A 13,631-nucleotide genomic window follows, 5' to 3' on the forward strand; every position below is an offset into this window, starting at 1 on the left:
GCGCGGATCGAAAATGGTCTATGACGGTTTTGTGACGGTCCGTTCGGGCCGGGCCATGTCCAACCGGTAGACTATCCCCATGATGCGATGGTTTCGCGCTTTCCTTCCGAAGGAAGAACGGTTCTTCGACCTGTTCGACCGCCACGCCCAGACCGTGATCCAGGGCGCGATCGCGCTCCAGGGCGTGCTGAAGGGCGGCGAGGAGACGCCGGTTTATTGCCAGCGCGTCAACCAGTTCGAGAACGATGCCGACAACATCACCCGTGAGGTGCTGACGGCGGTGCGCCGCACCTTCATCACGCCGTTCGACCGCGGCGACATCAAGAACCTCATCACTTCGATGGACGATGCCATCGACCAGATGCAGCAGACGGCCAAAGCCGTGATGCTGTTCGAGGTCCGCACCTTCGAGCCACCAATGCGCGAGATCGGTGCGCTGCTGATCGAATGCGCCAATCTGGTCGGACGTGCGCTGCCGCTGATGCAGTCGATTGGCCCGAACGTGGCGATGCTGACGGCGATCACGGAAGAGCTAACCAAGCTCGAAGGCCGCGTCGACGACCTCCATGACATCGGGCTGAAGGAGTTGTTCCTCAAGCACCGCGACGGCAGTGTGATGGACTTCATCGTCGGCGTCGAAATCTACGACCATCTCGAGAAGGTGGCCGATCGCTTCGACGACGTCGCGAACGAGATCAACAGCATCGTTATTGAACAGGTTTAGGGCAGGGAACGCGCCGTGGATGCTGCGTTGGGTCTTCCCGTCCTGGTCGGATTGATCGCCGTCGCGCTGCTGTTCGATTTCCTGAACGGCCTGCACGACGCTGCCAATTCGATCGCGACCATCGTCTCGACCCGGGTGTTGCGGCCGCAATTCGCGGTGTTTTGGGCTGCGTTCTTCAATTTCGTCGCCTTCATGGTGTTCGGTCTGCACGTTGCCCAGACCATCGGCACCGGCATCATCGATCCCGCGATCGTTGATGCCCAGGTGATCTTCGCGGCGCTTGTCGGCGCCATCGTCTGGAATCTCGTGACCTGGGCGCTCGGCATCCCGTCCTCGTCCTCGCACGCACTGATCGGCGGCCTTGTCGGCGGCGGCATGGCCAAGGCCGGACTATCGGCGGCGGTCTGGAGCGGACTGACCAAGGCGGTCTTGGCGATCGTGCTGTCGCCGCTGGTCGGCTTCCTGCTCGCGATGATGCTGGTCGCCATCGTGTCCTGGCTCTCGGTGCGGTCGACGCCGTTCGCGGTCGACCGCGCCTTCCGCATCCTGCAGTTTGCCTCCGCCTCGCTCTATTCGCTCGGCCACGGCGGCAATGATGCGCAGAAAACCATGGGCATCATCGCCGTGCTGCTCTATTCGCAGGGTCATCTCGGTGGCGAGTTCACCGTGCCGTTCTGGGTGGTGCTGTCCTGCCAGGCTGCGATGGCGCTGGGTACGCTGATGGGCGGCTGGCGCATCGTCCGCACCATGGGCCTGCGCATCACCAAGCTGACGCCGATGCAGGGCTTTTGCGCCGAGACCGGAGGTGCTGCGACCCTGTTCATAGCCACCTTCCTCGGCGTTCCCGTCTCGACCACCCACACCATCACCGGCGCGATTGTCGGCGTCGGTGCCGCCCGCCGCGTTTCGGCGGTGCGCTGGAACGTGGCGAGCTCGATCGTCTATGCCTGGGTGATCACGATCCCGGCCTCGGCCATCGTTGCGGCGCTGAGCTGGTGGGCGGTCCAGATCTTCAAGTAACGAGCTTCAGCCCGACAATGCCGGCCACAATCAGCCCGATGCTGGCGAGGCGGAGCGCGGTGGCGGTTTCGCCGAACAGAATGATCCCGAGTGCAGCGGTGCCCACCGCGCCGATACCGGTCCACACCGCGTAGGCGGTTCCAATCGGGAGCGATTTGAGGGCAACGCCGAGCAGGATGACACTGCCCGCCATGGCCGCGAGCGTCAAAACGGACGGAACGAGCTTCGAAAAGCCTTCGGTGTATTTCAGGCCGATTGCCCAGCCGACTTCCAGCAGACCGGCGACGAACAGGATGCTCCAGGCCATGACGCCCCTCCATTCAAGGCAGGGTCGTCCCCGCAGGCTGATATGCTGATGAGCAGGAAGGTCGTCCTCCCGCAAAGATCTGTCTGACCCAAGCCGATATGGGGCTGGCCGAAGGGCTCCGCAATCACCACATGAGGCTTGATCAGGCCCATTTTCCCTGCCAAACGCTCCCGCAATGTCCGACATCGCCACCACAGCCGAATCGCCGGCCCGTTCCCCGCTTGCCGCAGAAGTGTCGCGGCGGCGCACTTTTGCGATCATTTCGCACCCGGACGCCGGCAAGACCACGCTGACCGAGAAGTTGCTGCTGTTCGGCGGCGCCATCAATCTGGCCGGCCAGGTCAAGGCCAAGGGCGAACGGCGCAACACCCGCTCGGACTGGATGAAGATCGAACGCGAGCGCGGCATCTCGGTGGTGACCTCGGTCATGACCTTCGAGTTTGAAGGCCTCGTCTTCAACCTCCTGGACACGCCGGGCCACGAAGACTTTTCGGAAGACACCTATCGGACGCTGACGGCGGTCGATTCCGCCGTGATGGTGATCGACGCGGCCAAGGGCATCGAGGCGCGGACCCGAAAGCTGTTCGAGGTGTGCCGCCTGCGCGACATCCCGATCATCACGTTCATCAACAAGATGGACCGAGAGAGCCGCGACGTTTTCGAGCTGCTCGACGAGATCGAGAAGACGCTGGCGCTCGACACCACGCCAATGACCTGGCCGGTCGGCCGCGGCCGCGACTTCCTCGGCACCTATGACGTCGCCAATGGCGGCGTGCGTCTGCTCGAAGGCGGCGGTGCCAAGACGGGCGCGGCGCAGCAGATCGAGATCGCCGAGCTCGGCAAGCTCAACGCCAATCTCGACGTCTCGGCGGTAAAGGACGAGCTCGAGCTCGTCACCGAGGCCTCAAAGCCATTCGAGCTTGACGCGTTTCGCGAGGGCCATCTGACGCCGGTCTATTTCGGCAGCGCGCTACGCAATTTCGGCGTCGGCGATCTCTTGGAAGGCCTCGGCAAGTTCGCGCCCGAACCGCGGGCCCAGGACAGCGATCAGCGCAAGGTCGAGGCCACCGATCCGCGCATGAGCGCCTTCGTGTTCAAGATCCAGGCCAACATGGATCCGAACCATCGCGACCGCATCGCGTTTGCGCGGCTCTGCTCGGGCAAGCTCAGCCGTGGCATGAAGGCGAAGCTGGTGCGCACCGGCAAGAGCATGCCGCTGTCGAGCCCGCAATTCTTCTTTGCCCAGGACCGTTCGGTCGCGGACGAGGCCTTTGCCGGCGACGTCGTCGGCATTCCCAATCACGGCACGCTACGCATCGGCGATACCTTGACCGAGGGCGAGGATTTCAACTTCGTTGGCGTGCCGAGCTTCGCGCCTGAAATCGTCCGCCGGGTCCGTCTCACCGACGCGATGAAGGCGAAGAAGCTGAAGGAAGCGCTTCAGCAGATGTCGGAAGAGGGCGTCGTGCAGGTGTTTCGTCCGCGCGACGGCGCACCGGCGCTGGTCGGCGTGGTCGGTGCGCTGCAGCTCGACGTGCTCAAGGCGCGGCTCGAGGCGGAATATTCGCTGCCGGTCGAGTTCGAGGTCAGCGAGTTCCAACTGGCGCGCTGGGTCGCATCGGGGGATCGCAAGAAGCTCGATAGCTTCCTCGCCGCCAACACCTCGAGCATCGCCGACGATGTCGATGGCGATCCCGTGTACCTCGCCCGGAACGAGTTCTATCTCGGCTACACCAGGGAACGCGCCGAGGGCATCGAGTTCACCAACGTCAAGGACGTGAAGAAGAAGGGGTAGGGCGCAGCCCGGCCGCTTGAGCGCGAGCATGTGAACGCTCGCGGGCTTGACGGAATCTCTGGCGATGCCACGTTCTGCTGATGTGGCGCGGCATCCTTGTCCTGATCCTGCTAACGATATCAATGGTCGCCGCTGACGCGCAGCGTCGGCAGATCAATCCGATCCCGTTTTCGCACGAGCCGTGCAGCGTGCTCGACGGCCGGCCCTGCACGCCGTCCTTTTGCAGCGTGCTCGAGCATGGCCCTTGCATTCCCGAGATGGACTATCCCTACGGGGAGAACCTCCAGCTCACGATCGAGAGCGTCCCGTCAGACGCCGACCGCGCCAAATACCAGAAGCCGGATCACGATCTCGATACGATCGGCGACCTCTTCGCCGAGCTGCGAACCTGCTGGTCGCCGCCATCGGACAATGCGCGAAACGGGATGCAGATGTCGGTGCGCTTCAGCTTCAACAAGACCGGCGGCCTGATCGGCCCGCCGCGCCTGACGTACTCCACCGCAGGCGTTCCGGCCGATACAAGGACGACCTATCTGAACGCGATCAATTCCTCACTGAATGCCTGCCTCCCGCTGAAATTCACCAACGGCCTTGGCGGTGCCCTGGCCGGGCGTCCGATCGCGATCCGCTACGTCGATAACCGCGAGACTGGCAAGTAGCGCATCAGTTGCGACCGGCGGCCAATCGATGATACGCCATAGGCGGGGGCGCTGGTTGAGGGGAGGATGTCGTGGGTCTGCTGGTCATGATCCTGGGGCTGGTGCTGTTTTTCGCCGCCCATGTTTTCACAACGAAACGGGACGCACGCGCGCAGGCGATCGCGCGGCTGGGCGAGGGGACCTACAAGATCCTCTATTCGGTTGTCTCACTCGCGGGGCTGGCGCTGATCGTCTGGGGCTTTAGCCATTATCGCGCGACCGGCTGGATCGATGTCTGGTACCCGCCGAAAGCGATGAAGCACGTCACGGTGGCGCTGATGCTGCCTGCCGTCATCCTGGTGGTCGCGTCATATTTGCGCGGGCGCATCTATGCGACGCTGAAGCATCCGATGCTCGCCGGCATCAAGCTGTGGGCGGCGGCGCATCTGCTCGCCAATGGCGATCTCGGCTCCATCATCCTGTTCGGCTCGTTTCTGGGCTGGGGGGTCTATGACCGCATTTCGCTCAAGCATCGCACCGATAGCGGCGGCCCGCCGATTCCAGTGGGCGGCGTCACCAACGATCTGATTGCGATTGCGGTCGGCATCGTCGCTTATCTGGCGCTGGCGTTTGCATTCCATCCTGTCGTGATCGGTGTTCCCGTCATGGGCGGCTAGCCGATCAGCGCAAGACAGCACCCGCGTACGCATGCGCGGAAGGTGACAAAAGCAACAAGCCGAGGGCCCTCCGATGGACTGGTCGCAATCTCAGATTCCGCCGATGCGGTTCGAGGCGCGTTTTGGCGATCGGGTGGTCCCGGCCTTCACCGATCGGCCCTCGAGCTTGTGGGCGATGATCGCGGAGGCCGCCGCGCGCAACGGCGACGGCGAAGCGCTGATCTGCGGCAATGTCCGGCTGAGCTGGCGGCAGGCGATGGATCAGGCGGCGCGGATTGCATCGGGCTTTCGCAAGCTGGGGCTGCGACGCGGTGACCGCGTTGCCATCCTGCTCGGTAACCGCATCGAATTTCCGCTGCTGCTGTTTGCCGCCGCACATGAGGGGCTGGTCACCGTGCCGCTCAGCACGCGCCAGCAGAAGCCGGAGATCGCCTATGTTCTCACCGATTGCGGCGCCAGGATACTGATCCACGAAGCGGCGCTCGCCGAGCGGTTGCCCGATGCGCGGGATGTTCCCGAGGTGGTTCATCGCATCGCAACCGATGATGACGCGCAGCTGTCACGCTTCGCCGTACTTGCCGACAACCCAACAGCCCCGACACCCGTCGAAGTCAGCGAGGAGGATACCGCGATGATCCTCTACACCTCGGGCACGACAGGCAAGCCGAAGGGCGCGATGCTCGCCCATTGCAACATCGTGCATTCCTCGATGGTGTTCGTGTCCTGCCTGCAATTGACGGCGGCCGACCGCTCCATCGCAGCCGTGCCGCTCGGCCACGTCACCGGCGTCGTCGCCAACATCACGACCATGATCCGCTGCGGCGGCGCGCTGATCATCATGCCGGAGTTCAAGGCCGCGGAATATCTCAAGCTCGCCACGCGCGAGCGCGTCACCTACACGGTGATGGTGCCTGCGATGTACAATCTCTGCCTGCTCCAGCCGGATTTCGACAGCTATGATCTCTCGAGCTGGCGCATCGGTGGCTTCGGTGGCGCGCCGATGCCGGTTGCGACCATCGAGAAGCTCGAGGCGGCGATTCCGGGCCTGAAGCTTGCGAACTGCTACGGCTCGACCGAGACGACGTCGCCGTCCACCATCATGCCGGGCGAACTGACGGCGAGCCATATCGACAGCGTCGGTCTGCCGTGTCCCGGTGCGCGGATCATCGCGATGGGGGCGGACGGGCGCGAGCTGCCGCATGGCGAGATCGGCGAGCTCTGGATTCAGAGCGCCTCCGTCATCAAGGGTTACTGGAACAACCCGAAGGCCACCGCCGAAAGTTTCACCAGCGGATTCTGGCACTCCGGCGATCTCGGCTCGGTCGATGCGCAAGGGTTCGTCCGCGTGTTCGACCGGCAGAAGGACATGATCAACCGCGGCGGCCTGAAGATCTATTCCGCCGAGGTCGAATCCGTGCTCGCCGGTCATCCCGCCGTGGTCGAGAGCGCGATTATCGCAAAACCTTGCCCGGTGCTCGGTGAGCGCGTCCACGCCGTGGTGGTGACGCGCATGCAGGCCGGGAGCGACGATCTGCGGGCCTGGTGCGCCGAACGTTTGTCCGATTACAAGGTGCCGGAGACGATGACGATCACGGCCGACCCGCTGCCGCGCAACGCCAATGGCAAGGTGCTGAAGCGGCAGTTGCGGGAGCTCTGGTAGGGACCTGAGCGGGGCGCGCCTCGCCCCCGGGCTATCCCGGACCGCGCGTTAACGCCTTGATCGGGCTTGCTTTGCCTTGCCTCCGCCATATCGATAGGTTATCGCCGCCGCACGTGGGGACGGGTTTTAGACGCGCACGATCTGGCGCGCGCTCCCGGCCGGGCATGGGATTGGCATAAGTGTCTGAATTATTTGACGAAGTCGACGAGGAAGTACGTCGCGAACAGTTCAAGAAGCTGTGGGACAAATATTCGCTCTACTTCATCGCCCTGATGGTGCTGATCGTGGCGGCCGTGGGCGGCTGGCGCGGCTACCAGTATCTGGAGGCCAAGAAGGCAGCCGAGGCCGGCGCGACCTTCGAGAAGGCCGTTGAGCTGTCGGAGCAGGGCAAGCACGCGGAGGCCGAGACGGCCTTTGCCGATCTCGCTGGCAAGGCTCCATCTGGCTACCGCACCCTGGCGCGGCTTCGTGCCGCGGCGGAGGCATCGGCCCGCGATCCCAAGGCTGCAGCCAAGATGTATGACGACATCGCCGCTGACAGCGGCGTCGGCAGCGAATGGAGGGATCTTGCCAAGATTCGCGCCGCCGGCCTTCTGGTGGACAGCGCGAGCTATGCCGATATCCGGCAGCGGCTGGAAACCTCTGCCGAGCCCAAATCGACCTTCCGCCACAGCGCCCGCGAAATGCTGGCGCTGTCGGCCTGGCGCAACAACGACATGACCGCGGCCCGCAAATGGGTCGATGCGATCGCCGAGGACGGCGAAACGCCGCCGGGCCTGCGCTCGCGCGCCGAAGCGCTTCAGGCCCTGCTGCCGCCCGTCGCCAAAAGCTGACGGCCAAGTAAGCTAAGCCAAGTGAGCTGAGACGAGATACTGATATGCGCCGCACGCCCCGCTTGATCGCTGCCGCCGTCCTTATCGCCTTCACGGGCGTCCTGGGCGGCTGCTCCAGCTTCGATCCGAGCGATCTGCTCGACTTCCTCGATACCAAGAAGAAGCTGCCGGGCGATCGCAAGCCGGTGTTCCCCGAGGGCGTGCCGGGTCTGGAGCAGGGCGTGCCGAAGGACATGTACAAAGGCGCGCAGCAGCAACAGGATCCGAACGGGCCTGCCGTCGCGGCACTGCCGGCCGAGCCGCCGCCCGCTGAGCCGGCGAAATCGTCGAAATCCGCCAAGGGCAAGAAGACCAGGCAGCCGGCCGCGACCGCAGCCGCACCGGCTGAAGCGCCGGCCGGTGAGGTCGACGGCGAAGCCCAGCCCGAGGCGGCGCCGGCACAGGCAGCTCCGCCGCCCAAGCAGAAGATCGTTCGCAAGCGCACCACCGCTCCGCCGCCGGATCAATCTGCGCAGCAGCCGGCGCAATCGGCGCAGACCACCCAGCAACAGCAGACGCAGGGGGCTTTCCCGGCGCCGATGCCCAGCGGCAGTTTCTCGCGCTGATATTTTTCACCGATTTGACAGGCGCTACCTCGACGGCGCACGAATGACCAATGTCCTTTACGATCGCCATCATCGGCCGACCCAATGTCGGCAAGTCGACGCTGTTCAACCGCCTGGTGGGACAGAAGCTCGCGCTTGTTGATGATCTGCCCGGCGTCACCCGCGACCGCCGCGAAGGCGAGGCCAGGCTCGGCGATCTCGAATTCACCATCATCGACACGGCCGGCCTCGACGAAGGCGCCAAGGGCTCGCTGACGGCGCGGATGCAGGAGCAGACCGAGGCGGCGATCGCGCAGGCCGATGCACTGTTCTTCGTGATCGATGCCCGAATCGGCCTCACACCCACTGACCGCGCCTTCGCCGATTTCGCCCGCAAGGCCAACAAGCCGGTGCTGCTGGTCGCCAACAAGAGCGAAGGCAAGCACGGCGATGCCGGCGCGATGGAGTCCTTTGCGCTCGGCCTCGGCGATCCCATCCAGATCTCGGCCGAGCACGGCGAGGGCATGGGCGAGCTGTACGACGAGCTCGCCAAGCTGATGCCGGCGCCTGTCGACGAAGATGAGGCCGAGGACGACGAGCCACTCTCCGAGGAGGAGGCCGCGACGCGTCCGATCCGGGTTGCCATCGTCGGCCGTCCCAATGCCGGCAAGTCGACCATGATCAACCATCTGCTCGGCGAGGAGCGCCTGCTGACGAGCCCGGAAGCCGGCACCACGCGCGATTCGATCGCGGTCGAGATCAACTGGAAGGGCCGCGAATTTCGCGTGTTCGATACCGCAGGTCTCCGCCGGCGCTCGCGCATCGAGGAGAAGCTGGAAAAGCTCTCGGTTGCGGATGCGCTGCGCGCGGTGCGCTTTGCCGAAGTCGTCGTGATGATGATGGATGCGCAGAACCGTTTCGAGGAACAGGATCTGCGGATCGCCGACCTGATCGAGCGCGAGGGACGCGCCGTCGTGCTCGCGGTCAACAAATGGGATCTGATGGAGACCAAGGGCGGCGGCGCGATCTCGACGTTGCGCCGCGACGCCGACCATTGGCTGCCGCAGGTCAAGGGCGTGCCGATCGTTGCCGTCTCCGGCCTGATGGGCGAAGGCATCGATCGCCTGATGCAGGCGATCCAGGACGCTTACGCGCTCTGGAACAAGCGCGTCTCGACTGCGGCATTGAACCGCTGGTTCGAGGAGGCGGTCCAGGCCAATCCGCCGCCCGCGGTGTCCGGCCGCCGGCTGAAGCTGAACTACATCACGCAGACCAAAGCGCGCCCGCCGAGCTTCGTGCTGTTCTGCTCGCGCGCGGACGCAGTTCCGCAGTCTTACTTGCGCTACCTCATCAACTCGATGCGTGAGGCCTTCGACCTGCCTGGTACGCCAGTGCGCATCACCTTGCGCGAGAAGGCCAATCCCTTCGCGCACAAGCGCAAGCGGCCGTCGTGACCGGAGAGGCCGGCGAGGCGATAGCGCAAGGCGCTGCGCCTGTCCGGCGCGGTGCGGTCGCCTTCATCTTCGTCACCATCCTGCTCGACATGCTTGCGCTCGGCGTGATCATGCCGATCCTGCCCAAGCTGATCGAGAGTTTTGTCGGCAACGACACGGCGCATGCAGCCCGCATCTTCGGCCTGTTCGGCACTGCCTGGGCGCTGATGCAATTCGTATTCTCGCCGCTACTCGGCGCGCTGTCGGACCGCTTCGGGCGCCGGCCGGTGGTGCTGCTGTCGAATTTCGGACTCGCCGCCGACTACGTGCTGATGGCGCTCGCGCCATCGCTGAATTGGCTGTTCGTCGGCCGCGTGATTTCCGGCATCACCTCGGCCAGCATCTCGACCGCGTTCGCCTATATCGCCGACATCACGCCGCCGGAGCGGCGCGCGGCGGTGTTCGGCAAAATTGGTGCGGCGTTCGGCGCCGGCTTCATCCTCGGCCCGGCGCTGGGCGGCCTGCTCGGCGATATCGATCCGCGATTGCCGTTCTGGGCGTCGGCGGGTTTGAGCTTTGCCAATGCGCTCTATGGCCTGTTGATCCTGCCGGAATCACTGGCGCGGGAGAAGCGCGCGCCGTTCCGCTGGACCAGCGCCAATCCGGTCGGAGCGGTGCATCTGTTGCGCTCCAACGCGGGGCTGGCGGCGCTATCGGTGGTTAACTTCATCGCACAGGTCGCCCATGTCGTGCTGCCGTCGACCTTCGTGCTCTACGCGACCTATCGTTATGGCTGGGATTCCAAGACCGTCGGACTGACGCTCGCGATGGTCGGTGTCTGCGCCATGGTGGTGCAGGGGCTCGCCATCGGCCCGATCGTGCGCGTCCTCGGCGAGCGTGGCACGCTGCTGCTGGGATTGTGCTGCGGGGCCGTCGGCTTTGCGATCTTCGGCAGCGCGCCGACCGGACTGCTGTTCTGGCTCGGCATTCCCGTGATGTCGCTATGGGGAATTGCGGGCGCCGCGCTCCAGGCGTTGATGACGCGGCTGGTCGCGCCGGATCAGCAGGGCCAGTTGCAGGGCGCGACCTCGAGCGTACAGAGCGTGGCTCAGCTCGTGGGCCCGTTCCTATTCACGCTGACGTTCTCATATTTCATCGGCGGCAGCGCGCCGCTGCATCTGCCCGGTGCACCGTTTCTGCTTGCTGCGGCACTGATGGTGCTGTGCGTTGCCATCGCCGTTCGGGCCCTGGCTGCGACGAAGACGGTCTCGTAGGTTGGGCAAAGCGACTTGTCCGCCGTAGCTCGAAGAGCGAAGGCGGAAGCGTGTCCACCGCTTCCTCGCTTGCGGCGAGATGGTGGGCACTGCGCTTTCGCGCCTTTGCCCACCCTGGCAGTATCGGCTCTCTTACTTCTTCACCAGCGGACACTCGCTGTCCTTGAGCGGCTTGGCCGCGTCTTCCGCCGGGATGGTCGCCACCAGCTTGTAATAGTCCCACGCGCCCTTCGACTCCTCGGGCTTCTTCACCTCGAACAGATAGGCCGGGATGATGCGCCGGCCGTCCTCGCGCAGCGGGCCCTTGCCGAACAGCGGATCGTCGGTCGGGATTTCCTTCATCTTGGCGACGACCTTGGCGCCGTCATGCGGATTGCCGCCGAGCGCTTCGAGCGCCTTCAGATAATGCAACACGGCCGCATAATTGCCGGCCTGGGTCATCGATGGCATCGCCTTGTTGGCTGCTTTCTCCTGGAAGCGCTTCGACCAGGCACGCGTGTTGTCGTTCAGGTCCCAGTAGAAGGATTCGGTGAAGGTCAGGCCGTGGGCGGTCTTAAGGCCCAGCGAATGCACGTCATTGATGAACAGCAGGAGCGCCGCGAGCTTCTGGCCGCCCTCGACGATGCCGAACTCGGCCGCCTGCTTGATCGAGTTGGTGGTGTCGCCGCCGGCATTCGCGAGTCCGACGATCTTGGCCTTCGAGTTCTGCGCCTGGAGCAGGAAGGACGAGAAGTCCGACGTGTTGAGCGGATGCTTGACGCCGCCCAACACCTTGCCGCCGTTCGCGGTGACGACCGCGCTGGTGTCACGCTCCAGCGCAGCGCCGAAGGCGTAGTCGGCGGTCAGGAAGAACCAGGTGTCGCCGCCCGCCTTGGTCAGCGCCTTGCCGGTGCCGGTGGCGAGCATGTAGGTGTCGTAGCTGTAGGAGATGGTGTTGGCGTTGCAGGCCTTGCCGGTGAGGTCGGCGCTGGCGCCGCCATTGTTAAGCAGGACGGCGTTCTTTTCCTTGACGAGGTTGCTGACGGCCAGCGCCACGCCGGAGTTCGGCGTATCGGCGATCGCGTCGACCTTCTGGGTGTCGATCCACTGGCGCGCGATGTTGACGCCGACATCAGGCTTGTTCTGGTGATCGCCGCTGAGAACCTCGATCTTCCAGCCCTTCGCCAGCAGGCCGGAATCCTCGACCGCCATCTTGACTGCCATCACCGCGTTGGGGCCGCCGATATCGGCGTAAAGGCTCGACATGTCGTTGAGCACGCCGATCGTGGCAGTCTTGTCCTGGGCATAGGCGGATGTGGCAAAACCGAAAGCGGCGCAGGCAAGAAGGGCCGCAGAGCGGCGCGCGAACGTCGTCGTCATAAAGGGTTTCCTCCATTGTCAAATATGCGGACGGCTCTCTTGCGGAGCCTTGTTCCGCCGGACTCCGTAGCCGGTCCCAAGGGCGGCGGCAATGCGCCTAAAGCCGGATGACGCTGCGTCGTAGCGTCATCCGTCGGTTAACTTTTGGGCAAAATGCGTTGAGGCGCTATTTGAGCGCGTCCGAGGTCAACCTGAATTTCTGGATGCGCTTGCCCTCGACCTCGCCGGTATAGACGTTGCCCTTGGCGTCGACGGCCATGGCGTGAAGCAGGGCGAACTGACCTGCGTTGCGGCCAGTGTGGCCGAAGGTGCCGACCACGCTGCCGTCCTCGCGCTTGATGACGCGGATCTCATTGTTGGTGCCGTCGGCGTTCAACAGGTAAGTCTGTTTCGGATCCGGCCACAGCGCCAGATCGAACACCGCGCCGTCGCCACGGCTGTCCTTCTCGTAGATCCACTCCTTCACGAAGGTGCCGTCCTTCCTGAACACCTCGATGCGGTCCTGGCTGCGGTCGCAGACATAGACGAGGCCGTCATTGGCAATCTTGATGCAATGGACGGGATTGCCGAACTGCTCCTGCGATGCTGCGCTCGGATCGTAGGGCGGTTGCTTGTCGTCGTTCGGGATCTTGCCGTGCCCGCCCCAATGCCGCTTGTAGGCGAGCGTGGTGGCGTCGAACACGATGACGCGGCGATTGCCGTAGCCGTCGGCGATGTAGAGCTCGTTGGCGTCCTTGTCGATCGCGATCTCGGCGGGCCGGCCGAGCTGCGTGGTGTCGTTGCTGTTGGTGCGCGGTGCGATCTTGCCGATCTGGCCGAGATATTTGCCGTCGAGCGTGAATTTCAGGATCGCGCTGTCGTTGTCGGCATTGCCGCCGATCCAGACAAAGCCGCGCTCGTCGACCTCGATGCCATGCTCGCGGCCGACCCATTCATAGCCGTCGCCGGGCCCACCCCAGGACCGCAGTAGATTGCCGTCGACGTCGAATTCCAGCACGGGCGGCGCGGGCACGCAGCATTTTGCCCGCGGTGGGTTGAGAGTCGCGGCCTTCTCGCCGTCGATCAGCGAGCGCGGACGGTGGATCACCCAGATGTGCCCTTGCCAGTCCACGGTGATCCCGCCGATCTGGCCGATGATCCAGTTGTTCGGGAGCTGTTTTGGCCAGGAGGCATCGACCGCGAAGGTCGGAACGTCACCGGCTTTGGCAACGTTCGGAAGCGCGAATGCGATCGCTGCAATCAGGATGAAGAAAGCTTGAGAGACGCGTACGAGCGAACGGTTGAAGTGTGCGCGATCCTGCCATGGCGCCATGGCAACCTCCCTTTT

At 64.4% G+C, this 13,631-nt stretch carries 13 protein-coding genes; 10 read left to right on the top strand and 3 right to left on the bottom strand.

The annotated features are described in order from the left end of the window. The first annotated feature begins 79 nt into the window (after positions 1-79). Entirely contained in the window at positions 80-724 is a 645-nt protein-coding gene (locus FXB40_RS04155; RefSeq protein ID WP_148770939.1) for a DUF47 domain-containing protein, read from the top strand. A gap of 15 nt (positions 725-739) precedes the next feature. Further along, positions 740-1,744, top strand: coding sequence for an inorganic phosphate transporter (locus tag FXB40_RS04160; RefSeq protein ID WP_148770940.1), 1,005 nt, complete (start codon positions 740-742; stop codon positions 1,742-1,744). Here the strand turns inward: FXB40_RS04160 and sugE are convergent. Continuing rightward, on the bottom strand, positions 1,737-2,051 hold the full coding sequence (gene sugE / locus FXB40_RS04165) for a quaternary ammonium compound efflux SMR transporter SugE (RefSeq protein WP_148770941.1): 315 nt from the start codon (positions 2,049-2,051) through the stop codon (positions 1,737-1,739). The two genes, FXB40_RS04160 and sugE, sit on opposite strands and share 8 nt — an antisense overlap. Before the next feature lie 175 nt (positions 2,052-2,226). On the opposite strand from sugE, the gene FXB40_RS04170 reads away from it, so the two are divergent. The 8 genes from FXB40_RS04170 to FXB40_RS04205 all read left to right on the top strand — a co-directional run bounded on the left by FXB40_RS04170 (position 2,227) and on the right by FXB40_RS04205 (position 10,945). Then, positions 2,227-3,846 (top strand): peptide chain release factor 3, encoded by a 1,620-nt coding sequence (locus FXB40_RS04170; protein ID WP_148770942.1) that lies wholly within the window; start codon positions 2,227-2,229, stop codon positions 3,844-3,846. 80 nt (positions 3,847-3,926) lie between these two features. Further along, positions 3,927-4,505 carry a hypothetical protein gene (locus FXB40_RS04175; protein WP_148770943.1) on the top strand — a complete coding sequence of 193 codons (579 nt, stop codon included), beginning with the start codon at positions 3,927-3,929 and terminating at the stop codon, positions 4,503-4,505. Between the two features lie 71 nt (positions 4,506-4,576). After that, positions 4,577-5,161, top strand: coding sequence for an NnrU family protein (locus FXB40_RS04180; RefSeq protein WP_148770944.1), 585 nt, complete (start codon positions 4,577-4,579; stop codon positions 5,159-5,161). 73 nt (positions 5,162-5,234) lie between these two features. Beyond that, positions 5,235-6,821, top strand: coding sequence for a class I adenylate-forming enzyme family protein (locus tag FXB40_RS04185; protein WP_148770945.1), 1,587 nt, complete (start codon positions 5,235-5,237; stop codon positions 6,819-6,821). A 179-nt stretch (positions 6,822-7,000) separates the two neighbouring features. Next, positions 7,001-7,654 (top strand): tetratricopeptide repeat protein, encoded by a 654-nt coding sequence (locus FXB40_RS04190; RefSeq protein ID WP_148770946.1) that lies wholly within the window; start codon positions 7,001-7,003, stop codon positions 7,652-7,654. Positions 7,655-7,698: 44 nt separating this feature from the next. Continuing rightward, positions 7,699-8,259 (top strand): hypothetical protein, encoded by a 561-nt coding sequence (locus FXB40_RS04195; protein ID WP_148770947.1) that lies wholly within the window; start codon positions 7,699-7,701, stop codon positions 8,257-8,259. Positions 8,260-8,309: 50 nt separating this feature from the next. Further along, positions 8,310-9,692 (top strand): ribosome biogenesis GTPase Der, encoded by a 1,383-nt coding sequence (gene der / locus FXB40_RS04200; RefSeq protein ID WP_148770948.1) that lies wholly within the window; start codon positions 8,310-8,312, stop codon positions 9,690-9,692. Then, entirely contained in the window at positions 9,689-10,945 is a 1,257-nt protein-coding gene (locus FXB40_RS04205) for a TCR/Tet family MFS transporter (RefSeq protein WP_148770949.1), read from the top strand. Before der ends, FXB40_RS04205 begins: the two co-directional genes overlap by 4 nt. Positions 10,946-11,077: 132 nt before the next feature. Here the strand turns inward: FXB40_RS04205 and FXB40_RS04210 are convergent, their stop codons facing one another. Next, positions 11,078-12,304 (bottom strand): ABC transporter substrate-binding protein, encoded by a 1,227-nt coding sequence (locus FXB40_RS04210; protein WP_148770950.1) that lies wholly within the window; start codon positions 12,302-12,304, stop codon positions 11,078-11,080. Positions 12,305-12,470: 166 nt separating this feature from the next. Beyond that, entirely contained in the window at positions 12,471-13,616 is a 1,146-nt protein-coding gene (locus tag FXB40_RS04215) for an NHL repeat-containing protein (protein ID WP_148770951.1), read from the bottom strand. Between the last annotated feature and the right edge of the window lie 15 nt (positions 13,617-13,631).

This window comes from Bradyrhizobium rifense (genome assembly GCF_008123425.1).
GTDB classification, from domain to species: Bacteria; Pseudomonadota; Alphaproteobacteria; order Rhizobiales; family Xanthobacteraceae; genus Bradyrhizobium; species Bradyrhizobium rifense.